The following is a 26,349-nucleotide window of genomic DNA, read 5'->3' on the forward strand; positions in this document are numbered from 1 at the left end:
AGGCGGTTTATTTGTATTACATTTGGTGAATTTTTTTAAATTCTGATGGGCTTTTCCCTTCTTTTGTTCGAAACGCACGGCTAAAGTAATACCGATTTTCATAGCCTGAATGTCGTGCGATTTCATCCATTGTCCAATCCGTGTTGGCGAGTAATTTTTTCGCTTCTTCTACTCTTAGTGAAATCAAATATTCCTTTGGCGTCATCCGAAAAGCTGCTTTAAACCTTCTAGTAAGTTGAACAGGACTAAGTCCTAATTGAATAGAAAGGTCATTCATGCTAAATAGAGACATTAAGCCTTTCTCTTGAATAGTATTTTTCGCATCAATCATCAGCTTATCTTTTTGGCCGATTTGTTTCACATGCTTTTCTTCAAGCTCCCAACAAAACACATTCCAAATATCTCTCAGTATGTAATTAATACGGGACATATTCTGAGAGTGAGTATGATTCGAATACAAAGCCAAATATTCGAAATTAGAAGAAAGTCTTTTAAAATCTCTTAACGTCCATTTTCCACTAATAATGGATTCATCTTCTTCCAATGGCTTTAGTAACGACGGATCTGATAAGTACTCTTTTTTTAATTCCCATTCGAAAATAAATGCAAAAAATGACAAAGGCTCAATTAACTTCCTTTTAAAAGGTGTGTTAGGTGGACAAAACACGAGGTCACCAACCTGTGCTACACCTTTCTTATCACCGATTGAAAATTCGAATTCACCTTTTTCGACCGCAAATAACACCCACTTAGGGTGGACATCTTCTTCAAATACAAATCGCTGCTTTTCTTTCCAATGAGCTAAATAAATGACCGATGGAACATAGTTTTGCAACGTTTTAGAGTCCAGGATTAATTTCACCACCTTATGAAATAAAGTATAAACAAATGACTCTATATTACATTTTAATAGAAGTTGGCAAGCGATACAATTATATTTAGAAAACTTAAAAAATTATCGAAGGTAACATCAAGGAGGATGTTCATCGCATGAAGTATGAAACAGTCGAATCTGATATTACGGTAATTGGGGGAGGTCTTGCTGGAGTTTGTGCAGCCGTATCGGCCGCTCGATTAGGTAAAACCGTTTTCCTTATCCAAAACAGGCCAGTACTTGGCGGTAATTCAAGTAGTGAAGTAAGAGTGTGGGTAAGCGGTGCTAACGCAGTAGGAACACAAAGATATGCCAGAGAAACGGGCATCATGGGAGAAATGCTTGTTGAAAATCAATATCGGAACCCTGAAGGAAACCCATACTACTGGGACCTGATCGTTTATGAAACCGTGTACAACGAACCAAATATTACACTTCATCTTAATACAGATGTTCATGAAGTAGAAGCCACTGGAGAAAATGACAATCGTGTTATCCAATCGGTTACAGGCTGGATGATGGGATCAGAGCGGAAAATTACCTACAAGAGTGAGGTATTCCTTGACTGTACAGGAGATGGATTAGTTGGTTTTCTCGCAGGGGCCGAATTTAAGTTAGGTAGAGAAGCAAGACATGAGTACGACGAAGAGTGGGCACCAGAAGAAGCTGACAACATCACACTTGGAAGTACCATCTTATTTTATACAAAGGATATTGGAACACCAGTGAAATATGTCGCACCAGCATTTGCAAGAGACATTACCCAAACTCTCATTCCAGAAAAAAGAATCATTCGAACTGGGGACTCTGGCTGCTATTATTGGTGGATTGAATGGGGCGGCGAAATGGATACCGTACATCAAAACGAAGCAATACGAGATGAATTATGGGCAGCCATTTACGGAATCTGGGACTACATTAAAAATTCAGGGAAGTTTGATGCTGACAACCTAGTTCTTGAGTGGGTAGGATCTGTTCCAGGTAAAAGAGAGTACCGCCGATTTGTAGGCGATTATATGCTAAATCAAAATGATATTATTAGTCAGAGACCATTTGATGATCGAATTGCTTTTGGTGGATGGTCAATTGACCTTCATCCCCCAAAGGGCATGTATACTGGAGAAAATGCATCCAAGCACCTTTTCCCTGATGGTCTATATCACATTCCATTCCGCTCTTTATACTCACGCAACGTTTCGAACATGTTTATGGCGGGGCGGAATATCAGCGCAACCCATGTAGCATTCGGAACTACTCGAGTGATGGCAACTTGTGCGGTTATGGGGGAAGCTGCTGGAGTAGGCGCCGCTCTATGTGTGGACAAACAACTGACGCCACGTGAACTGTATGAAAATCATTTCAAAAGTGTGCAGCAAACTTTGCTCAAACAAGATGCTTCAATTATTGGAGCTAGAAACGAAGATGAAAGGGATCAAGCTAAACTTGCAACGATCAGCGCATCAAGCACATATCAAAAGATTGCCATTAACACACCAGCTGAACTGTACTCTTTAAAAAATGATGTGGGTATCTTGTTTCCAGTTGATCAGAAGCTCACTTCAATTGAACTTTTAGTCGATGCTACTATAGAAACAGAAGCGATTATAGAAGTATGGGATACAGGTAGAGGTGAAAATTACATTCCTCGTACATTGCATAATGAGAGGAAAGTAACCATTCCAAAAGGTGAGAAGCAGTGGATCACAGTTAGCATTCCCTGGACACCAAACGGTGAACAAAATGCTTTTATCGTGATTAAGGAAAATGAACAGCTAGCTTTATGGAAGTCAAAACAGCCACTATCCGGGGTGTTAACTTTTGAAAAAGGAGATATTCCGATCGTTGACCCTAACTTGTCCCAACAACCCGAGCAGTTAGTCGTTCAGTGGTCAATGAAAAATCTTACACGACAGCCGTTTTGTTTTAAAGTAAGTGATCCAATCGGAACTTACTTACCAGATAAAGTCATTAATGGTTACCACCGACCATTTGGATCTCCACATATGTGGATGTCTGAATCCACTGGAGGGGAAGAGTGGATCGAGTTAACCTGGGACAAGCCGGTTCAAATGAATGAAATCCACTTAACCTTTAATGATGATGTGAACGAATACTTAATTAACCTTCACTTTTTGAAAACAGAATTCGATATTATGCCAGAGCTAGTTGCCAACTATCGTATTGAAATGAATTTAGATGGTCAGTGGCAAACGGTAGATTCAATCAAATCTAACCGAAAAAGAAAGCGCGTCCATCATTTAGAAACCTTTACTACTGATAAAATACGTATGGTTATCGAGGAAACCAATGGTTCACAGCACGCTGAACTGATCGAAGTGAGAGTCTACTAGTATCTAAATTAATAAACTCTCACAGGTGAACAGATATGCTATTGTAATAATATCTCAAAAGAAATCGAATTTTCAGGTAAGAAAGTCTGTCACCAAAGAACAGTCTAGGAGGGAATTCATGAATGCAAAAACAGCTGTAGAGTCAGAGAGGTCACTTTATACGAAATCGGAAACAAAGAAGAAAACGCTGATGACAAACTTATGGAAGTACAAAAGCTTCTACATTATGCTTGCACCGGGGTTAATTTGGTTTTTCATCTATAAGTATCTACCAATGTACGGCGTTATTATCGCGTTTAAAGATTACAACGTGATGGAAGGCATCACGGGGAGCAACTGGGCTGACCCATGGTATAAATATTTCCAAATTTTCTTTGATTCCCCTTATTTCTACCAACTATTATCCAACACATTGATCATTAGTTTATACAAAATTCTTTTTGGAATGGTTCCGAGTATTGTACTCGCTATCTTTCTAAATGAATGTAAAACAATGTGGTTTAAAAGATGGATACAAACGCTAAGCTACATGCCACACTTTCTATCTTGGGTAATCATTTATGGAATTTGTATCGCTTTCTTGTCAGAAAGCACAGGGTTATTTAATCGTTGGTTAACAGAAGGGGGAGCATCAAGCATTCCTTTCTTAACATCAACAGACTGGTTCCGTTCGATATTAGTAGGATCTGAAGCATGGCAAAGTCTCGGATGGGGAGCCATTATTTATTTAGCAGCGATAGCCGGAATTAATCCTTCTCTCTATGAAGCAGCAAAAGTAGATGGGGCGAATCGCTTTCATATGATCTGGCACATTACACTACCAGGAATACGTAACGTTATCATCCTTTTGTTTATTTTAAAGCTAGGACATATGCTTGATGCTGGTTTTGAACAAGTTTACATCATGTATAACGTCCAAGTATATGAAGTGGCTGACATTATTGATACGTGGGTTTTCCGAACAGGACTTGAACAGATGAACTTCAGCCTTGCTGCATCAGTAGGATTATTTAAGTCAGCAATTGGCCTTATTCTTGTCATCGGAGCGAACCAAATTGCGAAGAAATGGGGCGAAAACATATGGTGAAAAATAAAGGAGACCGCGCCTTTGATCTACTTGTAACGATATCTCTCATCCTAGTTGGTGTACTATCCGTTTTCCCTTTGCTTTTCGTCGTTGCAGTATCTCTAACCCCGATCGAAGAAGTATTGAAAAATGGTGGATTTGTTCTGATTCCTGAAGCGATTAACTTTGATGCGTATACTCACCTTTTATCTCAACCCAAAATACCAAAATCGTTTATGGTCACCATTTTTATTACAGTTGTTGGAACGATCATTAACTTGATTCTTACTACGTTAATGGCGTATCCATTAAGTCGTAAAAATTTACCTGGTCGCAACATTTTCATTTTCCTCGTCGTCTTTACACTCTTATTTAACGGCGGGATCGTACCAACATACTTAATTGTAAAAGCAACTGGTTTACTTAATTCGGTGTGGGCAATGATTATTCCGAATGCGATTTGGAGCTTTAATGTTCTGATCATGAAAAGCTTCTTTGAAAACTTACCAGAAGATATTTTCGAAGCAGCTCGAATTGATGGTGCAGGCGAATTTAGAATTCTCGGGCAAATTGTACTCGCTCTTTCGAAACCCGTTATGATTACAATTGGGTTATTCTATGTCGTTGGTCACTGGAACGAATTTTTCCAGGCTGTTATGTACATTACAGACCCTGCCCTAAATCCTCTCCAGGTTGTGGTTCGAGATATTCTTGTACAAAATCAAGACCAAATCGAGAACGTGGATGCAGTTATACCGACAGCTACCATTCAAATGGCAGCCGTTATTATTGCAAGCTTACCAATCATTGTGATTTATCCATTTGTTCAGAAGCATTTAACAAAAGGTATGCTACTAGGTTCGATCAAAGGATAGAAAACGATCATGTCAGAAGCAGAACATAGAATGAATGCCATACTCGTAGGGGAGAAACAATGAAACAAGTAAGAATTGGATTAATCGGTATTGGATTAAGAAGTTCTATTGCAAAATATTGGCATCAGCCGGATGGAGAATCTGTTGTTGTAGCAGCAGCAGATCTATCCATCTCTAGATTAAAAGCCTTTCAAGAAGACATAAACAAAGAAACATTTATTACGACAAATTATAAGGAACTTTTGGAACGACAAGACGTGGATGCCGTTGCTATTACAACACCTGATCACTTACATGAGGAACATGCCATTGCAGCATTTAGAGCAGGAAAACACGTGTATTGCGAGAAACCATTAGCCATTTCAGTGGAGGGGTGCGATCGTATTCTCGATGAGTGGGAGAAGTCAGAGAAGCATCTTATGATCGGGTTTAATATGAGGTACATGAATATGTTTCGAACGATGAAAGGAATTGTTGACTCTGGTGTAATAGGTGACATTAAAGCCGTTTGGGTTCGCCATTTTGTAGGGTTAGGTGGAGAGTATTACTACCATGACTGGCACGCTAACTCTGCAAATACGAATTCTCTTTTACTCCAAAAAGGTTCTCATGATTTAGATATTATCCACTGGATAACAGGAAGTTACACCAAAAAAGTCTCAGCATTTGGTAGCCTTGATTTCTTCGGAGGAGAAAAAAATAACAATCTTACGTGTCCCACTTGTGATCAAAAACATGACTGCACGGAATTTAGCACTACTCCATTGAATCAATGCGCTTTTCGCAATGAAGTGGATGTAGAAGACAATAACATGGTCATTATGGAATTAGAAGGTGGCATTAAAGCTTCTTATTTACAGTGTCATTTCACCCCAGATTATCAACGCAACTATACGTTTATTGGCACAAAAGGAAGAATTGAAAACTCCGAACCGGATGGAAAAGTATATGTGAAGACGAGAAAATCTAACACCTGGCATGAATATGCTGATCAAACGTACGACATAAAGACGGCAGAGGGAAGTCATGGTGGAGCCGATCCAGTCATATGTCAGGATTTTGTAAATCTTGTTCTTCATAATAAACAACCGCTCACAACTCCTTATGCTGGAAGAATGAGTGTCGCAGTTGGTTGTGCGGCGTCAGAATCCATTCGGGCTGGAGGAAAAGTGGTACAGGTCACTCAGCGAGTTGGATCTGAAAAGGCACAAAGCACAGGTATGACTTAACTAAACATCACGAGAAAAAGAAGGATAAAGAGGTGTATCTGAATGGTTGAATTAAATGGCTTATGGGGCAAATTTTATCGCATTACAGAATGGGTCGCTCGTCTTGTATACGTTCAATGTCTATGGCTCGTATTCTCGATTGTTGGGCTTTTGGTCGCAGGAATTTTCCCTGCAACAATAGGCATGTTTGCAGTCGTACGCCGCTGGCAACTCGGAGAGACAGATGTTCCTGTTTTCCCTGAGTTTTGGACTACCTATAAACAAGAATTTATAAAGGCCAATCTTGTTGGCTGGTTGACGACGATCGTGGGAGGGTTATTGCTCTTTAATTTAACCCTGTTCAGAGGCTATGAAGGAGTATTTTTCCTCATATGCTACCTCTTTACCTTAACAATCATATTTTTGTATAGCTTGACAGCGCTTTTTGTTGCTCCTGTTTTTGTTCAATATAAATTATCAGCCCTTAAAGTTATCAAATACGCGGCCATCATTGCATTATCTTATCCGTTACATGCTTTGATGATGGGGGCAATCATGATTGCCTTCTATTATGTCCTTTTATTAGTTCCAGGGTTATTACCGATTTTCAGCTTTAGCTGGCTTGCCTTTCTACTCATGTGGGTAGCGAATCTTGTTTTTCGTAGAATGGATCAAAAAGAAGTTCAAAAATAACATTTATGGGAGATGAAAATATGGAAATCAGACATGCAACAAACCCGACAGAAGCCAAACACTATACAACAGATCAATTAAGAGAACGGTATATGATGGAGAGGGTTTTTACTGAAGGGGAAATCAATATGCTTTATGCTCATGACGATCGTATGGTGATCGGAGGAGCTATTCCAACAAGTCAGGAAGGACTTTCGCTATCCGCAACAGAGACATTAAAAACATCTTATTTTCTAGAACGTCGAGAAATCGGGATCATTAACATCGGTGGGCATGGAACTGTTCAGGTTGATCAAGAAACGTTTGAACTCGATAAGCGTGATTGTCTTTACATAGGAAAAGGCAAGGAAAACGTTACGTTTTATCCTGGTAACGCCGAGAGTGCAGCGAAGTTTTATTTTGTCTCTACACTAGCTCATAAAGAATATCCTACTCAGAAATTAGCGATTAAAGACGCGGAGCCTAACCACCTCGGTTCTATTAAAGAGTCAAATGAACGAACGATTTACAAATACGTTCACGCAGAAGGAATTCAAAGCTGCCAACTCATGCTAGGGATGACAATGCTAGAGCCTCATAATATGTGGAACACGATGCCAGCTCACATTCATGATCGCCGAAGTGAAATCTATTTGTATTTTGATATGCCTGAAGAAGGACGTGTTTTTCATTTCATGGGAGAACCAGACGAAACAAGGCATTTGCTCGTTTCTAATGAACAAGCAGTCATTTCCCCATCCTGGTCCATCCATAGCGGTGCTGGAACTTCAAGCTATACGTTTATTTGGGCTATGGCTGGAGAGAACTACACGTTTACGGATATGGACTTTATTGATATGAAAGACTTAAAATAGGAGGCCAATGATGGGATACTTAGATCGGTTTTCATTAGAAGGGAAAACAGCACTCGTCACAGGAGCAGCTGGAGGAATTGGTCAAGCAATCGCCGTGGCTTATTCAAAAGCAGGGGCAAAGCTCATACTACTTGGTCATCGAAATAACTTAGATGAAACAACGCAACTGATTGAGGAAGGAGGTGGGAGTGCTCATCAAGTAATTATTGATTTAGAGGATGTTGAATCACTTCCAGCATATTGTGAAGATCTATTAAGTCAATTCCAAATCGATATCTTGGTTAATAACGCTGGGATCATTAGACGAGAAGAGGCTTCTAATTATTCAATAGACAACTGGAATGCTGTGATGAACACGAACGTCAATGCCTTATTCCTTCTTACTCAACACCTTGCTCGTCCGATGCTTGAACGAAAGGAAGGGAAAATCATTAATATTGCGTCTTTACTATCATATCAAGGAGGAGTGTATGTACCAGCATACACAGCAAGCAAACACGCTGTTAACGGTTTAGTAAAAGCGTTTTCGAATGAATGGGCAAAGGATGGAATTCAGGTAAATGGCCTTGCGCCAGGCTACATTGCCACAAATAATACAAAAGCCATTCGAGAAGATGAGAAACGCAACCAATCTATCTTAGAGCGCATCCCTGCTGGAAGATGGGGAGAAGCGGAGGACTTAACAGGCGCAGCTATTTTCCTAGCTTCTGAGGCTTCTAATTACATGAACGGACATACGTTAATTGTCGATGGCGGTTGGATGGCTCGGTAGTAAGTTGCTCTAAACGGAAGGGGGTGAGAAGTTGCAACGCATCTTACTTAGAGGAGGAAAAGTTTACACTCCTAATCCAAATCGTCAAGAAAATACTATTCTCATTGAAAATGATAAAATCACCGGTATCGGTTCAGATATTTCAAGAGATTTACCGGTTGATCAAGTGATAGATCTCCCTTCCCAATACGCTATTCTACCAGGTATGATCGATGTCCACATTCATGGTGCAGCAGGTTCAGACGTCATGGATAGTACCCCTGAAGCCTTAACAACGATTGCCAAGACTCTTCCCTTAGAGGGTACGACTAGCTTTCTAGCTACAACGATGACGAACCCCTCTTCAAATATTGAACATGCATTAAGAAATGCTGCTACTTATCATCAAAAAAATAACCATCCTGGCCAAGCTGAAATGATTGGGATTCACCTAGAAGGACCATTCATTAATCAAAACCGTGCCGGTGCTCAACCTACTTCCTCCATTATTAGACCTGATGTTTCAACATTCAAACACTACCAATCTCTCGCAAATGATTTAATAAAGCTTGTCACACTTGCTCCTGAGCTCGATGATCAATCAGAATTAACGAGGTATTTATATGAAAATGGGATGATCGCTTCAGTTGGTCATTCCGAAGCTAATTTTGTACAACTATCCCACGCTGTTAACTTAGGCATTCGACACGCGACACACCTTTTTAATGGAATGAACGGCCTTCATCATCGGGACCCAGGTTCGGCTGGTGCCATTCTATTAAATCAAAACATTTTAGCTGAAATCATCGTAGATGGGATTCATGTTTCTAAAGATATCGTAGATTTAACTTATCGGCTCAAGGGAGCAGAAGGACTTCTTTTAATCACAGACGCGATGAGGGCTAAATGCTTAAACGAGGGCATCTATGATTTAGGTGGTCAGGAAGTGGAAGTAAAAGATCATAAAGCCATACTAAAGAGCTCTGGCAGTTTAGCTGGAAGCATACTAAAAATGAACGAAGCTGCCCGAAACATGCTGGAATTTACTCATTGTTCCATGTATGACCTTATGAAGATGACATCTGAAAACGCAGCGAGAGAATTAGGTATCTGGAAGAGAAAAGGAAGTATAGAAGTGAATAAAGATGCTGACTTAATCGTACTTGATGAACATATGAATGTGCAATTAACGATATGTAGAGGACAAATAGCAAATCGATCACTTCAAGAGAGCAAATAGCATAAGTTGATCCGTCAACCAATCCACTAATTGGGAGGATATTATGCAGAAACCGTTTGGATACTCTTTACTAGCCGTCTTGACCTTAGTTATCTCCTTACTTGTTTCATCATCGCTTCATGCAGAAGAAAACAACATGATTCGTAATGGTAGCTTTGAAGATTCGAATGGTTCATTGAACAAATGGGGAGTATGGAAAGCCTCTGGAAACCCAACGATTGAAGCTATTACTGACTCGTCGATTGATGGAAGTCACGCACTATCTATTCAAAGTCCTGATGAAAATGCTCGCGCCTCGGTGTATCAAGATATTCTTGTGGAGCCAGGGGAAAGTTATCAAATTTCTGAGTGGATTAAGCTTAGCAATGTTCAATCCTCTTCAAAGGGAGCCTATATAAGAGTATCCTTCTATAAAGCGGATGGGCAAAGAAGTAAAGAATTCACGCTGTTTGAAGGGAAGGGAACAACCGATTGGGAGCAAGCCTCCCTAACGCTTGATATCCCTTCAAACATCACAAAAATACGCATCGAGAATTTTCTTGAAAACGGGACAGGGCAAATATTGATCGATGACGTTCAAGTTGTACCAACTACTAATATACTTCCAACAAAACTAGAATTGAATACTTCTTATAAAGCAATGGAAATTGATGAAACATTCCAAGCAGAAGCAACAGTATTACCTGAGAACGCTACAAATAAGGAAGTTACATGGACTAGTTCTGACAACACTGTTGCAGAAGTTAATCAAACAGGACTAGTGAAAGGTTTAAACAATGGTTTCGCAACGATTATAGCCACAACAGCATCTGGCGCGTTAACCGCCTCATTTACAGTAGAGATCGGTCAGGCTAATTATATTCTAAATGGAGCATTTGAGGATGGTGATCCTGGCTCCGTCCCTCCGAAGTGGAGTACGTGGAAGCCGAAGGGAAATGGAGAAATAAAGCTTGTTACAGATCAGGTGAAGGAAGGAACACAATCTGCTTATCTACACAATACAAATCCTGATGATAGAACGTCACTCGTTCAAAGAGTTCCGATACAAGCGGAAACAACATACGCACTATCTTATTGGATGAAGACGGAAGATATTAATGAAGGTTCAGGGTCTATGGCCGTACGTATTCAATTCAAAAATGAGACATGGCAAAATACGTCAGGCATGATTTTGGTTGGAGCAAGGGAAGGTTCAAATGAATGGACAAAAATAACTAAACTCCTGAACGTCCCTAAAAACACGGTTACATTATCCATTGAACCAATGATGGATAGTCGAAATGGGAAAGCGTGGATTGATGATATGCAATTAGTAAAAGTGAACTATGATGAGCCACCTGATATCAGTGCGTTTCAAGCAACGACAATCACAACAGGAGCTGTCAAGTTAAAATGGGATGTCCCTCCCGGATATAATGACCTTTTAACATATAACATTTATCGAAGCACAGAAGAGGAGTTTCCACTTGATGAGGAACATCTATTAAATAAGAGTGAAACAAACGAATGGATCGACTCGAGAACTTCCTTAGGTGCTACCTATTTTTATAAGATAGAAGCAATAATGAAAGCCACAAAAGAAAGTAGTCAATCCAATACTGCATCAGTTGAAATCACAAACGTAAAACCACCATCTAAGCCAGAGGCATTTAGCGTTCTTACTCATATAGAAAATGGCGCAGTAGGAACATGGGGATTATCTCCAGAATCGCGCCTTGAGTTCATCAGAATTTATTCTTCTCCAAATAAAATTGAAAATTTAAATGAGGCTACTCTTGTAGCCGAAGATCAAGCTCAACATCCTTCAATCTGGATGAATGAAGACGTTACTGATGAGTATTTCGCCATGACTGTCGTTGATGCGGAAGGAAATGAGAGCGATTTCATAACTGCTAAACAAAAAGATATTCTCCCTAAAGTCCAAGATGAACCAATAAGTCTTGATCATCCTTATTTGTATTTTAATGAAAATGACATAGACGAACTAAAAGCTAAAATAGAAACAGAAGCATATGCAGAAGATGCATTTAAAGACTTACAGAAAAACGCAGATGAAGCAGTCCAACGAACCACAGGGGAATTTTCACTCCCGCCTACTAAGAATAACCTTCACTTACATTTAGGAGAAATCGCAAGAGATGCCGGACTCGTTTATTGGATAACAGATGATGATAAATACAAAGAAGCTGCCATTACGATAATGAAAGAATACGCAGATCATTACCCCGATTATCCCCTGACAGGAAGTTATGATGGGAGACTTACAGCACAAACTCTTGAAGAATCGGAATGGTTGATCAATATAGCTTGGGTATACGATATGATGCATCCCTTTCTAAATGATAATGAGAGATATAAAGTAGAAGAGAATGTATTGAAAAATGCAATAGAAGTAATTGATCGCTACCAACGAGGTCTCTCCAATTGGCAGGTCTGGCATAATGCTGCGATAGGAAATGCCGCACTCGTTTTGAAAGATATGTCACGTCTTGATCAAGTTATCAATGATCAAAAGCATGGGGCAATAAAGCAGCTTTCGGAAGGAATCCGCCAAGATGGGCTATGGTGGGAAGGTCCAAGTACGTATCATGAATATGCCATTAAACCCCTTATGTATCTTTCTGTTCCACTCTATCAATCGAATCAAGACTTATTTCATGTAAAAAATGGTGAACAATATGCTATTAAAGAAATGCTCGATTCATTAATGAATTATACGTTTGGAAATATGGCTCGGCCTGCAATCGGAAATGCGGCATATAAAACCTTACAATCAAAAATGATATACGAGATTGGCTTCCATTACTATCAAGACCCAAAATACGCCTGGCTGATTAAACAATCCGTTGGAGAAAATCGTGAAGGTTCACTCACAGAGGCTTGGGCGATATTATTTGCAGATAAAGATCTTTCTTCTGCTGATTTTTCTATTGGTACAAATGTCTTTGCTCCGGAAGGGGAAAATAAGAACGGAAGCACCTTTTATCGAGATTCTGGTTTAACAATTATCCGTAATCATAAACCGGCTGGACAAGCGATGAATGTTAGTCTTTTTTATAGTCCTCCCGGAACTCCCAACGGACACCTTCATGCAGATAAATTAGGCATTATGATGTATGCTGATTCGAAAATGTGGCTGAAAGATGCTGGGTCCCTTGGATATGACAATCCTATGCATGTGAGCTGGGCGAAACAAACGCTAGCTCATAATACACTCGTTGTTGATCAAACGAGCCAGTATCCGCAGGGGGACTCAACATATTTATGGCAAGCTGATGAACCAGGAAACCCTTCTTCAGGTTACTTAGAACATGACTTCATTGGTCCAGTTGTGAAGCAAACCCGTGCAATAACTGAGGCAGTTTATGAAGGGGTTGCCATGGAACGCACCACTACGATGTTAGATGAGTATGTGCTAGATTGGTTTCATGCTGAAAGTGAAGACAATCATACGTACGATCTTCCTTTCCATATAGATGGAGACTTAAAGGATATCACTGTTGACGATCGAAGTAATGTCGATCAACTTCGAGATAAAGGCGGCTATCAACATTTGAATAGTTTGGAGAAGGGGATATCAGACGAGCTATGGGAAGCAACCTATCAAAAAGACGAACAGTTTTTTACCCTTACGATGCTAGGTGAAGAACAAACATCTATCTATACCGGAAATGTCTTCACTGAAATGTTGATGCCACGTAGATCGGCAAGAAAAACTGATTTTGTTTCTGTCATTCAACCTTACGAGGAAGAAAATGAAAAAGTAAATGTCATGGAAGCCCCTGTAGTGAGCGATCAATTTGCTAAAGGTGTTACTGTTTCTAGTTTGGATTTTGAAGATGCCATTATCATTGGAAACAAATTAGAACAAAAGAAAATGAACGAAATGGAATCCGACGGTGCTTTCGCTATGACAAGACATTCATTAAATGATCATAAACTAATAGGGCTTTCACTTCAGGAAGGAACTTATCTTAGTTTGGATGAAACCAATCTAACACTAGATCAAGAGGGAAGTATCGAACTTAGTAAGATAGAAGAAAACTTTCGAATCGACTATCAAGGTTCTGAGAATGTGATCACTCTTTCAGGTGATTTGATAAAGCCACAGACAAAAGTATGGATGTATGATGAAGAAAAAGAGAAAATGAAAAAGTTGAAAATGAATCAGAAAAACCAACTTACTATACCCGTTAAAAATAATGATCAATTTATTTTGACAGATGGCGGGAATCCGAAAGAAGTAGCACAGCTTTATTCACATGTAGAACCTATCTTTAAAGAGCAGCAAACAGAACCAGAAGTCACTGGAGAAGTTTCCATAACCTCTGCAGAAGAAGGAGTTATTGTTGAGGGGGAAGATTTTGTTGATCAGGGGGGTGGAGAGGTCGTCATCACTCCAAAAGCCGGAGCATCAGAAGGATTAGCTCTGAAAAACTGGGATCATGAGAACCACTGGTTGAAATGGAAAATCACGGTTTCAGATGGAGGAACTTACAAGGCGATTGTACGCTATTCCACTGATATGCCGAATGCTTATCGAGAATTTAAGGTAGACGAAGGCCAATCGAATAGCTTTCATTTTCCTTCCACATATGGATGGGAGAATTGGGAAGATGTACGATTGGATGCTTTAGATAACCAGCCGCTTCTATTTGAACTTGAAGCAGGTGAACATGTCATTTATATGAACAACTTACTTTCCCCTTTAAATATTGACTATATTAAATTAGTAAAGAAAAATAGCTAAAATTTCATCATTATCAAAAAGCAAGCCTGGATTCGAATGAGTTATTCGAATCCAGGCTTGTTGTTTTATGAGGCTTTGGATTGAACGAGAGCAGCGGAAATTGTTTTTTCTTTTCCAAATACGTGAAAAACAATATTTAATGTAATTGCCGTTAAACTACCTGCTACAATCCCATTATCTGTTAATATTTGGAGGCTTTGTGGCAGTTTTTCAAAAACAGATGGAGCCGCTGTAACACCTAGACCAACTCCAATCGAACAAGCAATGATAAAGAGGTTCTCTTGAGATTGAAAGTCTACGCGAGAAAGCATTTTAATGCCATAAGCCATTACCATACCAAACATAACAATCATAGCTCCACCAAGGACTGGTGGCGGGATAATAGTTGTGACAGCACCGATTTTTGGCACTAAACCGATCAAAATCAGCATTGAACCAACGAGATAAATAATTTGCTTCTTCTTGACACCAGATAGTTGAATTAACCCCACATTTTGTGAATAGGTAGTATAAGGAAATGCGTTAAACAATCCACCTAATACAATCGCTAGGCCTTCTGCTCTGTAGCCGTTTCTCACATCTTTCTCCGTCAGTTTTTCATCACAAATATCACTTAAAGCAAAGTATACACCTGTAGATTCTACAAGGCTTACAAGAACAACGAGAATCATCGTCAAGATAGCCGTCCATTCAAATGTAGGTACCCCAAAATAGAGCGGTTGAATTAAATGAAACCAGCTAGCTTCTTTAATAGGTGTTAGGTCAACCATCCCCATGAATCCGCCAACGATCGTACCAACTGCAAGTCCTATTAGGATGGCAACTGAACGGATAAACCCTTTAAAGAATCGAGTCAATAACACAATAAAGAGAAGCGTACCAAATCCAAGACTAATATTCTGTAATGATCCAAAATCAACCGAACCTTCCCCACCTGCTATATTCCCCATAGCAACGGGAATCAGGGTAATTCCGATGATGGTGACGACTGAACCAGTCACAACCGGTGGAAAGAATGCTATTAATTTGCTGAAAATAGGTGAGATTAAGATCACGAATAAACCTGCAGCGAGAATGGCTCCGTAAATGGCAGTAATACCATATGTTCCACCGATCGCAATCATTGGACCAACTGCGGTAAAGGTACAACCAAGTACTACCGGCAAGCCAATACCGAAGAAACGATTTTTCCATACTTGTAGAATACTAGCCATTCCACACATAAAAATATCAATCGAGACAAGATAAGTGAGTTCCTTTCCACTTAACCCCAGGGCACCTCCTACAATGAGTGGTACAACGACAGCTCCTGCATACATGGCAAGAACATGTTGAATGCCTAGAGACAAATATTTCAGGCTATTCATACGAAACTTTCCTCATTCACAAAGGTGACTTTTCCAGCTTCTAGTTTAGCGATTTTCGCTAACGATTCCACCCTAATCCCTTTTGAACGAAGGCTTTTCCCGCCATCTTGAAATGCCTTTTCAATAACAATACCAATTCCAGCTACCGAAGCACCTGACTTAGAAACAACTTCTATGAGACCTTCAGCAGCTTGGCCATTTGCAAGGAAGTCATCAATAACAAGAACGTGATCTTCTTCATTTAAAAATTTACTCGAAATGGTGATTGTATTCGTTTCTTCTTTAGTGAAAGAATATACATCTGCCGTTAACAAGTCCTCCTGTAATGTGAGCGACTTTCGCTTTCGAGCAAAAATAAGCGGTACATTAAGGGTGAGGGCAGCAAAAACAGCTGGTGCAATACCAGATGATTCAAGTGTAACGACTTTTGTAATGGAGTCTCTTTGAAATTTACTCGCAAATGTCTCACCAATTTCCTTCATAAGTACTGGATCCACTTGATGATTTAAGAATGAATCTACTTTTAAGACAGCGTCAGATAAAGCTAAACCTTCCTGACTAATTTTGTTCATTAAATTTTCCATATAAATTCCTCCTTCAATACAAAAAACCGAAGAACATCGTTGCTCACAGAAGAGTGAGCAACATGCCTCCGGGAATATAGATAAAGAAAGAGTCTACAGTAATTAAACTGATGGTTGCTCACTCATAGTCGAATCATTTACGGTGATCCGGTAGAAACTTGCAAGCCATATTCTTGCGGTTATATGAGTGATGTTCTTATTCAGGTTATGATTGGTATTATAAACCAGCATTCAAATCAATGTAAAGACAAATCTTAACAATGACTTACTATTAATTAAACTTCGTTCGGGTTTCAAAGAAATAACGTTATTTGCAAACACCAGAATATTTTAACTCACGTGTTATAGGAGAATTGATTAATCAGTCGTTAATTCTGATAACAACTTATAGGACTTTTTCCGCTTTTCATAATCATATACAGAAGAGATCACCATCATTTCATCCGCTTGCGTTTCATCAAGAAATTCCTGCATTTTTCGTTTGACTGTTTCAGGACTACCAACAATAGAAGTAGCTAGCTGCTGATCAAGTGCCGCAAGCTCATATTCACTCGCATTTAGCTTTTCAACAGGCGGTTGAATAGGCGCTTCATGATTACGAATCAAATTTAAAAATTGCTGTTGTAAAGTCGTAGACAGATAATTTGCTTCTTCATCTGTATCTGCCACAATCACGTTTACACCTACCATCGTATAAGGTTTATCGAGTGCTTTCGAAGGCGTAAAACTTCGGTGATACGTTTGGAGCGCACTAACTGTATTTTTAGGAGAAAAGTGACTTGCGAAAGAATAGGGCAACCCTAGTTTTCCAGCAAGCTCTGCACTGTATAGGCTAGATCCTAATAACCATGTTGGTACGTTAAGACCTTTACCAGGAATAGCTCGTACTGGAGATGATCCCGGGCTCATAGAAGGATCAAAATATGAGCGAAGTTCAGCGACTTGTTCTGGGAAATCCTGAGCCATGCTTCCAGTGCCTCGTCTTAATGCAAATGCTGTACGCTGATCAGTTCCAGGAGCTCGTCCAAGTCCCAAATCAATCCGTCCAGGGAATAGCGATTCTAGTGTTCCAAACTGTTCAGCAATGACAAGAGGGGAATGGTTTGGAAGCATGACTCCACCAGATCCAACACGAATGGTTGAGGTACCCGCAGCAACATGTCCAATCACAACTGATGTAGCAGAGCTTGCGATGTAGGGCATATTGTGGTGCTCAGCTAGCCAGAAACGATTGTAGCCAAGTTTCTCTACGTGCTGAGCGAGATTTCTTGTTCGTTCTAAAGCATCGGATATAGTTTCTCCATCCATAACAGGAGCTAAATCTAGTACTGAGTATTTAATATCAGATAATTTTTTTTGACTAGTTGACATAATTTCATCTTCTTTCTCTATTCAGAGTGTAAAAGGGAGATTTTCTTTCAAGAAAAACCCATATTCAATTTTATCAGCAGGTATACTAATTGAAAAACAATATGCTCTAACACTCCTGTCTTGACTCGCTACTCGTAAAAGAGAGGTTTGCTTATCTACTATTTTGTACATACTGATAAAAAAATAGTAGGAGAGAATAATATGAGCGAAGCACGATATCGCATTATGTTTTCGTATCGAATGAGGAGCGTTGGATTTCTATGTATACACTGCTTCGATACACTTGATAAACAAATTGTGACTATTCCCATTTACTCGAGTTATGAAGGAATTGACGTCCATCACGAGACTTTTAAGAAGCTTCCGGAACTGTTGCAAAACACCCTATTAGAAGAGAAAAAAAAGCTTGATGCTGGATTCTATTCAATTCGTACTTGGAACATCGAAAACTTAGGATAATCCTTTAAACGTTCTCACAGAGAGAACGTTTTTTGTAAATTCAAAATTACAAATGGGGGGGTAAACTACTAAACTATCAATCCAAGAGTATCTCTATCCATATTTTGGTTGAAATAAAGTATAAATAAATGACTCTATATTCTATTCTCATAAGCTTGTATTATTTATATACTTAATTTAGAAAATTTAGAAAAATAAAAGCTAAACAGATTAAAGGGGGTAAAACACAAGTGGTTAAGGTGAGAAGTGAAGGCGCTAGTTTACCTTAAAAGCGAAGGTAGAAGAGGATTTAATTAAATAATCAGAGCTTTATTTTTCCGTTGAGTTGACCCGACAACCCTATCAATTCAAAGCAGAAATGATTCATTATTATGATAAACTAGAAAAGATTAGTTTCAGGAAAAAGTGAAATGAACTTCATCTATTACGATTGAAAAAGGAGAGGTTTTTATGAAAAGCAAAAAGTTGCGTCATGTCCTTATACCTGCGTTATCTCTTTCATTATTGCTTTCTGCTTGTAACTTATCGTCTGGAGCTGACAGCGAATCTGGTAGTGAGGAAGTAGAAGTCATTCGACAAGGGGTAAACTTACCTGACCCAGAAAATGACGTTATTAAGCAAGAACTAGATGAGGCACTTGGTTTTCCAGTGAATCTCTCCGTTAATCCTAATGACTATGAAAACAAATTAAACGTTCGTTTATCGGCAGGGGATTATCCTGATTTGTTTCAAGTTAGTCGAGCTGCTCTAGTAGAATATGCTAACAAAGGTTTACTACTAGACCTTGACCCTTATATGGACGACCTTAAGGAAGTTCAGGATTTTATTGGAGAAGATAATGTTGAAAAAGCGAAGGTAAATGATAAAGTTTATGCGGTGACTGTTCCTGCAAGCATACCTTTCTATACGTACTGGGTTAGGAAAGATTGGTTAGAAGCATTGAACATGGAAATGCCTAAAACAGTAGATGATTTATATGAAGTAGCAAAAGCCTTTCGAGAAGATGATCCAGATGGGAATGGGCAAAAAGATACTTATGGTCTTACCGGATCAGGAGTAAGCGCTTTCCAACCGATACTTGGTGCTTATGGTGTAGGAATGCCAAAAAGCTTTTATAAAGAAGACGGTGAATTAGTGAACTCATTTCATGATCCTGATATGAAAGAAGCTCTCACTGCTGTTACGAAGTTTGTTGAAAACGATGTAACGGACCCTGAAATTTTCAGTAATACAGGTAACGAGCCTCAACAAAAAGCGTTTCAAGGTAAATTTGGGATTTTATTTGATGGATGGGCGAATTTAACGAGTGATGCTTATATTGAACAATACAAAGCAGTAGATCCAGATGCTGAGTGGGTACAGCTTACGGCAATTGAAGGACCTGCAGGAAAATCAGCAGGTACGTGGGATATAGGTCAAGCTAATGGCTTTTATGCTATTCCGAAAGCACTTGAAGACCAACCAGAAAAGCTTGAAAAAATATTTAAACTTCTTAACTATGTAGCATCTGATGAGGGATCTAAACTCGTTCAATATGGTATAGAAGGAGAACATTATAACAAAGAAGACGGCAAGATTGTCCCAACGGACAAACTGGCTGAAGAAGGTGGCTACTTCTGGCTTTACCAATTCACTGGTCGACCTGAAATGGAGTACCTATCAACGAAATTCTCAAAACAAACGGAATATATCGAAGCTTCCGCAGATGCTCCGCGAATTGAATCTCTAAATGGGTATATTGATTATCCAGAGGGCTATAATTCGGCAGATGCTGATCGATTCTCTGAAGAAGAAATGATTAAATTCATAAGTGGACAACGTGACCTTAGTGAGTATGATGAATTCTTGAATAAATTAGATACAACATTTAATTATCAGATGATGCTTGATAAAGCAGAAGAAGATATTAAGAAACTAGATCAATAATTATACTACCAAAGAAACAGCGCCATCTCTATTAATTGAGAAGGCGCTGTTCTTTAGTGAGACTTAAAGCAGCATAATTGTAATCCATCCAATCACTCCTGTTGCAATAGCATAGAACAACATAGGACCAAGTGTCATTCGGATAATGGTTCCTTCTTTTCCAACCATGCCAACAACAGAAGCAGCTGCAACAACGTTTAATACACAAATCATATTTCCCGCGTTTGCTCCAAGTACTTGAAGTGAGAGAACGAGCTGTTCATTCATTTGAAGCTGATCCGCTACGCTAAATTGAAAAAGTGAAAACATCATGTTGCTAAATGTCGCACTACCAGAAATGAATGAACCGAGAGCACCGATAAACGGGGCAACAAGTGGCCACGCATCCCCTACGGCATTTGCAACAAGTGTCGCTAGCTCCATTGGCATACTCATGAGATCAGCACCATTAATTCCAGAGTTAATAAAAATCCGAACCATCGGAACAGCTGTCCCAAGTGCTACGACAGTCCCAATCATCGTTTTCAATGAATCCAGTACCGTTTTCTGGACAGCCGTTCCGCTCATTTTATGGAGAAATACTGTTATCACTATTACCACAATGAAGATGGTGCCAGGTAAATATAATGGTTCAAAGGAAGTGCTGATTTCTGTACCAAGAATTTGGTTCCAGCCAACTTTAACTGATCTTAGCCATCCCTTTACCGGAAGGAGGTCCAAACGCGTTAGCACTAATAATAACGCAACAAGTAAATAGGGAATCCAGGCCAGCCACAAAGGTAGGGTCATTTGAGTGTTTACATTAGGTTCGTTTGTCTTTTTAAAATCCCACGGCTCATTAGGAAGGAGAAAACCCCTTTTGGCTGCAGGGACGACAATCGAAAGTCCCACGAGACCTCCAATAATAGACGGGAATTCCGGGCCCAATAAGGTTGCTACGATAAAAGCCGGCAGTGTGAAGCTGAGTCCGGCAAATATAGCGAACTTCCATAAAGAAAGACCTTCCTTCCAAGAATGGTTTTCACCAAAAAAACGTGTTAACATCATGACTAAAATAAGCGGGATAAAAGTACCTACGAAAAGATCAATCATAACAGCACTTTGAGTGACTGCCTGCAAATATTCAGGCATCGATTGCTGTCCAATGGAAGCTGTTACTTGATCCGCGACAGCTGAACCCTGTCGGAGTCCTTGATCTACACCGACGATAATTGGTGTTCCAACGGCGCCAAAAGAAACTGGGCTGCTGTCAGCAATAAGGGCCATCGCAACTGCGGCAAGAGGAGGAAAGCCTAATGCTACAAGGAGTGGTGCTCCAATGGCTGCTGGTGTTCCAAATCCCGCTGCTCCTTCAATAAATGCCCCAAATAACCAGGCGATAATAATTAGCTGTACCCTTCGATCCATGGATATTCCCATAAATCCCGTGCGAATCGCGTCAATCGCTCCGCTATTTCGTAGCGTGTTTAATAATAAAATCGCTCCGAATACAATCCAAATAATCGACAAAGCTATGATTAATCCTTCAATGAATGCTGCTGTCATTTGTATCTTTGGTATTTTCCATATCGTATAGGCCATTAATGCGGTGAGGAGTAAACTTCCCGGCATAGCTTTCGTTGCAGGTAAACGCAAAAGAACAAGTAAGATAAACACCGCTAAAATAGGAGTCAATGCTGTAAAAAGTTGAAGTCCATTCATTTTCATCACCTTTTCTTGTATATGCTTATATGTGACATCTTTCACATATAAGCATATACGAAATACAGTTCCCCATATGTGATAAAAGTCACTCTTCTAGTAAACCATTAAACCTAACAATAAAAAATCTGGTAAAATAACTGTGAAGCAATAATGAAGGAGCTGCTAATATGCTAAAAAAGGTAGATTATTTTTTCTATCCAGTTGAAGTCACTCAGCCTACTGGAGCAGAGGTGACGTATTACTGGGAAATTAGCGTGGCGGAATACGAAGGCAAAATCTATGCTTATGCAAAGGCAGATGAATTCGGAAGAAAAATCCGCTGGCATCAGAGTGATCAGCCTGACAAAGAAAGTGCTCTTGCTGTCATTCAAGAAAAGTGCAAATCGCAAAGCAAATAGCCTAAAAGCTAACGAAGCATATTTCGTTAGCTTTTTCCTTTTAGCACATCATTACATATTCAAGCTGTTCAATTTAACATGCGTTCGATACATTCAGGGTAGGATGTTAAAAAGAGGCAACAAGATAGGGTGATGAAAATATGAATCAGAAAATCATAATCCTTAGCACACTTATATTAGCTCATATTCTGCTTTTTTTAAGCTTTGTTCGGTTCCCAGGAACATTTTGGCCTGTTTTTACAGTAACACTAGCCATCTTAATTTTCTTAAGTGTTAAAACAGGCGCACTTAAGTTCAAAAAAATCACGTTCAAACATTGGCTTTATATCGTCATTAGTGCCTTATTTCTATATATACTTTCCTATGTAGGGATAGAGGGAATCAAGTGGGTTTATCCCTCTTTATTCGAAGAGATGGAGCGGTTTTATGATGTGGTCCAACCCGTAAAAGCCTGGCATTTCATTAGTCTTGTTCTGATCGTCATTCCTGGAGAAGAAATCTACTGGCGAGGATATATTCAGCAACAGTTAAAGAAGTACAAAGAGGGAGACACCATCCTTATAGCGACCATTTTATATGCGACGGCTCATCTTTATTCCGATGCATATTTATTAGTACTAGCTGCAATCGGAGGTGGGATGGCCTGGGGATGGCTTTATGAAAAAACAAAGAACTTCTGGGTGCCATTATTATCACATATCCTCTTTGATTTACTCATTTTAGTTATTATTCCATTACTGTAAGTAACACGATTAAAGACTTTTCCAGAAGGGAGAAGTCTTTCTTTGTTTTATAAACGTAGTCACTATATGTTACAGTCTAATAGGTAAACGAGCGAAGCTTCTTGAAAACATACGCTATTTTAAATAATGCACTTCACTATTCTGGACTAAGCGGTTGCGACTTGGTTATACTTCTAGTAATATTAGACTGAATGGCTAAGAATTGAAAAGAGGGTTATAAATGAAAGAATCTATATACGGATTAACGTTTGATCAGCTAACTGAATGGTTGCTAGAACGTGGTCACAAAAAATTCCGTGCCTCCCAAGTATGGGATTGGCTCTATAAAAAGCGTGTTAAAGAATTTTCTCAAATGAATAACGTAAACAAAGACTGTATCAAACTTTTGGAAGAAAACTTTGCGATCCAGACATTAACGCAAGAAATCAAGCAAGAATCTTCTGACGGTACGATCAAGTTCTTGTTCAAATTACAAGACGGGAACGTTATTGAAACGGTACTCATGCGTTTCCATTACGGTCAATCTGTCTGTGTAACGACACAAGTAGGGTGTAATATCGGTTGTTCTTTCTGTGCAAGTGGACTTCTTAAGAAGAGCCGTGACCTTACAAGCGGTGAGATTGTTGAGCAAATCATGAACGTGCAACACGCACTTGATGAAAAGGCGAAAGAAGAACGCGTAAGCCATATTGTTATTATGGGAATCGGTGAACCTTTCGATAACTATGATAATATGATGGACTTCCTTCACATCGTTAATTCTCAAAAAGGACTTTGTATTGGCGCGCGCCACATTACGGTTTCAACAAGTGGTCTTGCGAAGCAAATTTACGACTTTGCCAATGAAGATCTTCAGGTGAACCTTGCGATTTCTCTACATGCTCCTAATGATGAGCTGCGTACGAAGATTATGAAAATCAATAAGGCTTATCCACTTGGAAAATTAATGCCTGCGATTGATTACTATCTTGAGAAAACCAACCGCAGAATTACGTTTGAGTATATTATGTTGAGAGACGTCAATGATCACGTAGAAGAAGCGAAACAACTTGCGAATCTTCTCGCTGACAAACGTCATCTTTCTTACGTAAACTTGATTCCATACAATCCAGTTGATGACCACTCTTATCAGCATAGTGAAAAAGAATCGATTCTTGCGTTCTATGATACGCTTAAGAAAAACGGTATTAACTGTGTGATCCGTCATGAGAACGGAACAGATATCGATGCTGCATGCGGTCAGCTTCGCAGTAAACAAGTAAAGAAACTTGAAAATGCAGGTAAATAATTCAATTAAGACGCACCTTTAACGGTGCGTCTTTTTTATGTATAGTAGGTGACACACTCTCAAACGGGGGAAGCATACACTGTAAACAAAAACGTTTATTTTTAGAAAATAGATGTTTATATATGGGAGATGAATTATGAAAGGATTTATTATTGTCCTTTGTTTTCTCTTTTTATGGATTACTTCAGGTATTTCTTCCGATTATAACCGCTCAAATCCACCTTTTGAATTAAGTGGTGAGGAAGCAAGCGTAAGATCTGGTTACAATTATCTTCACGTCATCATGACGAACGATCAATTATCAAGATTGGACGTTTATGATCAAAATGGTGATCTTGTGAAGGTTTATCATGAGGAAAGCTTAAAAGAGCTCTATCCATCTGCTACCTATCTCAATGCAGAAATTGATGATGATAAATTGTATCTCATTTTTGAAGAAGAGAACGGTCAAATCATTTCAAAAAGGATTGTCGTGGGGGCGAGAGGATCTTTATCGTTTATGCCTGAAAGAAAATAGAAAGGGCTGATAGAATAGATCAGCACCCTCCATGACACTCTTTGTTCACACAGTCTTGTTTCTTATGTGACTTCTTTTTATATCCATTTACATGGTAATAAATAGTTAGACAATAGCGTCCCGTACAGACGGAGTGCTTCTTATGTCCATGGGAGTGGTGAATAGAACCGGTTTCTTTTCGACGATCTCTTGCAACAATCGTTACTTGACACAGTTGTTGATATGTTCTCGTTCTCGTATTCCCCTCTGGCACATAAAATGCGGGTTCATGACAGTGATCTATTAATACCTCGACTTCCTCACAAACCCCACCATCGTAATAAATTGATAGAGTTCCTGATACTGGTCCTATATCTCCAACCGCCTCCCATATTGGGGCATAAGGGTTGAGAAGTGGATCAATTCGAAAGACACCACAGATATTTTCTTCCACCAGCTCTCCCTTTGATTGATGGGGGCGACGCTTTTCACATAAGGGGTGATCTTCTTTAAACAACGATTTACTTCTTGACATAAGAGCACATCCTTAAACTTCCTTTTATATAGTAAATGCATGGACATTTGTTTTGTATAGATAAGCGTCCAAGTCCATCTAAAAATAAGTATGACAGAAATCATTATTCCTTTTTATTGAAATAGCCAATTTAGCTTACGTTGTTCATTTTTAAACGAAATTAACGAAATAAAAAAGCACTCTCCATCGTGAGACTTCATTGAGTGCAATATATTATAGTCCTGCAGTATATTGAAGATCCATTTCAACAGTAGCTGTACAAAAAACATCTGGAGTTGGAGGTGCAGCTGAAGTACACTGAATTTGAATCAACGTTACGTTCGTTAGTTCTAATACTAAAGAAGATTGTGCATCAATCGTATACTCCGTTGCAGCGCCAGTATCGTCCGTTACAATAAGAGTCATAACGCAATCATTTGCTACTGAACTAGTGTTTATAATTGATAAAAATCCACTAGCTAGTGAAGGTGCTGGAGTGCCTATTGGAGCAACTAACAGATCAACTGGAACTGGTGCTGCCTCATCTTGACATATAGTACGAATTGGAAGACATCTTTTAATAGCCATTAACGTTGGGTTGTTACCAAAGAAGTTCGGAGTGGAACAAGGGGCAGGACAGCAAAATGATGAAGATGAACTTGAATTACACATAAAGTATTTCCTCCTGAAGATTTTTATTTTTTCTTTACATCCTCAATGTATGTCCCAGGATATGTACATGTATAAACGGATGTCCAAGTTTTACGAATTAAGTTGATTAAACTTGAAAAAATGTTTAATTAGGTCCATTCACCCGTGTCTCCTGAAGCATTTTCT

Annotated in this window: 22 protein-coding genes and 1 riboswitch; of the genes, 15 read left to right on the plus strand and 7 right to left on the minus strand. The window is 39.2% G+C overall.

All coding sequences use genetic code 11. From position 1 onward, the window contains the following. Positions 1–16 precede the first annotated feature (16 nt). Positions 17–835: a helix-turn-helix domain-containing protein gene (locus tag AC0VYJ_RS11760; protein WP_475365243.1), complete on the minus strand. Its 819-nt coding sequence runs from the start codon at positions 833–835 to the stop codon at positions 17–19. Positions 836–990: 155 nt separating this feature from the next. Here AC0VYJ_RS11760 and AC0VYJ_RS11765 point away from each other — a divergent pair, with 155 nt between their 5' ends. From AC0VYJ_RS11765 to AC0VYJ_RS11805, 9 genes are all read left to right on the plus strand, one after another. Next, positions 991–3,225: an FAD-dependent oxidoreductase gene (locus AC0VYJ_RS11765; RefSeq protein WP_475365244.1), complete on the plus strand. Its 2,235-nt coding sequence runs from the start codon at positions 991–993 to the stop codon at positions 3,223–3,225. Positions 3,226–3,415: 190 nt separating this feature from the next. Continuing rightward, on the plus strand, positions 3,416–4,312 hold the full coding sequence (locus tag AC0VYJ_RS11770) for an ABC transporter permease (protein ID WP_236690353.1): 897 nt from the start codon (positions 3,416–3,418) through the stop codon (positions 4,310–4,312). Further along, positions 4,306–5,166, plus strand: a complete 861-nt coding sequence (locus AC0VYJ_RS11775) for a carbohydrate ABC transporter permease (RefSeq protein WP_048309424.1) — start codon at positions 4,306–4,308, stop codon at positions 5,164–5,166. The genes AC0VYJ_RS11770 and AC0VYJ_RS11775 overlap by 7 nt, the downstream gene beginning before the upstream one ends. A gap of 59 nt (positions 5,167–5,225) precedes the next feature. Then, positions 5,226–6,395, plus strand: a complete 1,170-nt coding sequence (locus tag AC0VYJ_RS11780) for a Gfo/Idh/MocA family protein (protein WP_475365245.1) — start codon at positions 5,226–5,228, stop codon at positions 6,393–6,395. Between the two features lie 42 nt (positions 6,396–6,437). After that, positions 6,438–7,067: a YesL family protein gene (locus AC0VYJ_RS11785; protein WP_475365246.1), complete on the plus strand. Its 630-nt coding sequence runs from the start codon at positions 6,438–6,440 to the stop codon at positions 7,065–7,067. A 20-nt stretch (positions 7,068–7,087) separates the two neighbouring features. Then, a complete protein-coding gene (gene kduI / locus AC0VYJ_RS11790; RefSeq protein ID WP_430245344.1) occupies positions 7,088–7,921 on the plus strand; it encodes a 5-dehydro-4-deoxy-D-glucuronate isomerase in 834 nt (277 codons plus the stop codon). 10 nt (positions 7,922–7,931) lie between these two features. Continuing rightward, positions 7,932–8,693, plus strand: a complete 762-nt coding sequence (kduD, locus tag AC0VYJ_RS11795; RefSeq protein WP_283154206.1) for a 2-dehydro-3-deoxy-D-gluconate 5-dehydrogenase KduD — start codon at positions 7,932–7,934, stop codon at positions 8,691–8,693. A 31-nt stretch (positions 8,694–8,724) separates the two neighbouring features. Further along, entirely contained in the window at positions 8,725–9,912 is a 1,188-nt protein-coding gene (gene nagA, locus AC0VYJ_RS11800; protein WP_475365247.1) for an N-acetylglucosamine-6-phosphate deacetylase, read from the plus strand. Between the two features lie 43 nt (positions 9,913–9,955). Next, a complete protein-coding gene (locus tag AC0VYJ_RS11805; RefSeq protein WP_475365248.1) occupies positions 9,956–14,662 on the plus strand; it encodes a carbohydrate binding domain-containing protein in 4,707 nt (1,568 codons plus the stop codon). A 65-nt stretch (positions 14,663–14,727) separates the two neighbouring features. Here AC0VYJ_RS11805 and AC0VYJ_RS11810 read toward each other — a convergent pair whose 3' ends face one another. From AC0VYJ_RS11810 to AC0VYJ_RS11820, 3 genes are all read right to left on the minus strand, one after another. After that, positions 14,728–16,029 (minus strand): nucleobase:cation symporter-2 family protein, encoded by a 1,302-nt coding sequence (locus AC0VYJ_RS11810; protein WP_048309418.1) that lies wholly within the window; start codon positions 16,027–16,029, stop codon positions 14,728–14,730. Next, positions 16,026–16,613, minus strand: coding sequence for a xanthine phosphoribosyltransferase (locus AC0VYJ_RS11815; RefSeq protein WP_475365249.1), 588 nt, complete (start codon positions 16,611–16,613; stop codon positions 16,026–16,028). Before AC0VYJ_RS11815 ends, AC0VYJ_RS11810 begins: the two co-directional genes overlap by 4 nt. 105 nt (positions 16,614–16,718) lie before the next feature. Next, positions 16,719–16,820, minus strand: a riboswitch (purine riboswitch). Positions 16,821–16,970: 150 nt separating this feature from the next. Continuing rightward, entirely contained in the window at positions 16,971–17,984 is a 1,014-nt protein-coding gene (locus tag AC0VYJ_RS11820; RefSeq protein WP_303533331.1) for an LLM class flavin-dependent oxidoreductase, read from the minus strand. Between the two features lie 201 nt (positions 17,985–18,185). Here AC0VYJ_RS11820 and AC0VYJ_RS11825 point away from each other — a divergent pair, with 201 nt between their 5' ends. Then, entirely contained in the window at positions 18,186–18,443 is a 258-nt protein-coding gene (locus AC0VYJ_RS11825; RefSeq protein WP_475365250.1) for a hypothetical protein, read from the plus strand. A gap of 450 nt (positions 18,444–18,893) precedes the next feature. Then, positions 18,894–20,369: an extracellular solute-binding protein gene (locus AC0VYJ_RS11830; protein ID WP_303533337.1), complete on the plus strand. Its 1,476-nt coding sequence runs from the start codon at positions 18,894–18,896 to the stop codon at positions 20,367–20,369. Positions 20,370–20,432: 63 nt separating this feature from the next. Here the strand turns inward: AC0VYJ_RS11830 and AC0VYJ_RS11835 are convergent, their stop codons facing one another. Beyond that, positions 20,433–22,070, minus strand: coding sequence for an L-lactate permease (locus AC0VYJ_RS11835; RefSeq protein WP_475365251.1), 1,638 nt, complete (start codon positions 22,068–22,070; stop codon positions 20,433–20,435). Positions 22,071–22,240: 170 nt separating this feature from the next. Here AC0VYJ_RS11835 and AC0VYJ_RS11840 point away from each other — a divergent pair, with 170 nt between their 5' ends. The 4 genes from AC0VYJ_RS11840 to AC0VYJ_RS11855 all read left to right on the plus strand — a co-directional run bounded on the left by AC0VYJ_RS11840 (position 22,241) and on the right by AC0VYJ_RS11855 (position 25,019). Beyond that, entirely contained in the window at positions 22,241–22,471 is a 231-nt protein-coding gene (locus AC0VYJ_RS11840; RefSeq protein ID WP_194221742.1) for a hypothetical protein, read from the plus strand. 140 nt (positions 22,472–22,611) lie between these two features. After that, entirely contained in the window at positions 22,612–23,214 is a 603-nt protein-coding gene (locus AC0VYJ_RS11845) for a CPBP family intramembrane glutamic endopeptidase (protein WP_430245365.1), read from the plus strand. Positions 23,215–23,434: 220 nt separating this feature from the next. Then, entirely contained in the window at positions 23,435–24,502 is a 1,068-nt protein-coding gene (rlmN, locus tag AC0VYJ_RS11850) for a dual-specificity RNA methyltransferase RlmN (protein ID WP_475365252.1), read from the plus strand. Between the two features lie 136 nt (positions 24,503–24,638). Continuing rightward, positions 24,639–25,019 (plus strand): hypothetical protein, encoded by a 381-nt coding sequence (locus AC0VYJ_RS11855; RefSeq protein ID WP_475365253.1) that lies wholly within the window; start codon positions 24,639–24,641, stop codon positions 25,017–25,019. A gap of 19 nt (positions 25,020–25,038) precedes the next feature. Here AC0VYJ_RS11855 and AC0VYJ_RS11860 read toward each other — a convergent pair whose 3' ends face one another. Next, entirely contained in the window at positions 25,039–25,533 is a 495-nt protein-coding gene (locus AC0VYJ_RS11860; protein WP_475365254.1) for an S-Ena type endospore appendage, read from the minus strand. Between the two features lie 213 nt (positions 25,534–25,746). Beyond that, positions 25,747–26,184, minus strand: a complete 438-nt coding sequence (locus AC0VYJ_RS11865) for a hypothetical protein (RefSeq protein WP_475365255.1) — start codon at positions 26,182–26,184, stop codon at positions 25,747–25,749. Positions 26,185–26,349 lie beyond the last annotated feature (165 nt).

The organism is Anaerobacillus sp. 63XJN7_5_ISO-PGPR-S23-430 (genome assembly GCF_056173695.1).

Coding starts and splice junctions, on each gene's coding strand:
- AC0VYJ_RS11820 (WP_303533331.1), bottom strand. CDS start 17,984: ATGTCAACTAGTCAAAAAAAATTATCTGATATTAAATACTCAGTACTA.
- AC0VYJ_RS11815 (WP_475365249.1), bottom strand. CDS start 16,613: ATGGAAAATTTAATGAACAAAATTAGTCAGGAAGGTTTAGCTTTATCT.
- AC0VYJ_RS11780 (WP_475365245.1), top strand. CDS start 5,226: ATGAAACAAGTAAGAATTGGATTAATCGGTATTGGATTAAGAAGTTCT.
- AC0VYJ_RS11855 (WP_475365253.1), top strand. CDS start 24,639: ATGAAAGGATTTATTATTGTCCTTTGTTTTCTCTTTTTATGGATTACT.
- kduD (WP_283154206.1), top strand. CDS start 7,932: ATGGGATACTTAGATCGGTTTTCATTAGAAGGGAAAACAGCACTCGTC.
- AC0VYJ_RS11770 (WP_236690353.1), top strand. CDS start 3,416: ATGACAAACTTATGGAAGTACAAAAGCTTCTACATTATGCTTGCACCG.
- AC0VYJ_RS11765 (WP_475365244.1), top strand. CDS start 991: ATGAAGTATGAAACAGTCGAATCTGATATTACGGTAATTGGGGGAGGT.
- AC0VYJ_RS11810 (WP_048309418.1), bottom strand. CDS start 16,029: ATGAATAGCCTGAAATATTTGTCTCTAGGCATTCAACATGTTCTTGCC.
- AC0VYJ_RS11865 (WP_475365255.1), bottom strand. CDS start 26,184: ATGTGTAATTCAAGTTCATCTTCATCATTTTGCTGTCCTGCCCCTTGT.
- AC0VYJ_RS11805 (WP_475365248.1), top strand. CDS start 9,956: ATGCAGAAACCGTTTGGATACTCTTTACTAGCCGTCTTGACCTTAGTT.
- AC0VYJ_RS11830 (WP_303533337.1), top strand. CDS start 18,894: ATGAAAAGCAAAAAGTTGCGTCATGTCCTTATACCTGCGTTATCTCTT.
- rlmN (WP_475365252.1), top strand. CDS start 23,435: ATGAAAGAATCTATATACGGATTAACGTTTGATCAGCTAACTGAATGG.
- AC0VYJ_RS11845 (WP_430245365.1), top strand. CDS start 22,612: ATGAATCAGAAAATCATAATCCTTAGCACACTTATATTAGCTCATATT.
- kduI (WP_430245344.1), top strand. CDS start 7,088: ATGGAAATCAGACATGCAACAAACCCGACAGAAGCCAAACACTATACA.
- AC0VYJ_RS11860 (WP_475365254.1), bottom strand. CDS start 25,533: ATGTCAAGAAGTAAATCGTTGTTTAAAGAAGATCACCCCTTATGTGAA.
- AC0VYJ_RS11785 (WP_475365246.1), top strand. CDS start 6,438: ATGGTTGAATTAAATGGCTTATGGGGCAAATTTTATCGCATTACAGAA.
- AC0VYJ_RS11825 (WP_475365250.1), top strand. CDS start 18,186: ATGAGCGAAGCACGATATCGCATTATGTTTTCGTATCGAATGAGGAGC.
- AC0VYJ_RS11775 (WP_048309424.1), top strand. CDS start 4,306: ATGGTGAAAAATAAAGGAGACCGCGCCTTTGATCTACTTGTAACGATA.
- AC0VYJ_RS11840 (WP_194221742.1), top strand. CDS start 22,241: ATGCTAAAAAAGGTAGATTATTTTTTCTATCCAGTTGAAGTCACTCAG.
- AC0VYJ_RS11835 (WP_475365251.1), bottom strand. CDS start 22,070: ATGAATGGACTTCAACTTTTTACAGCATTGACTCCTATTTTAGCGGTG.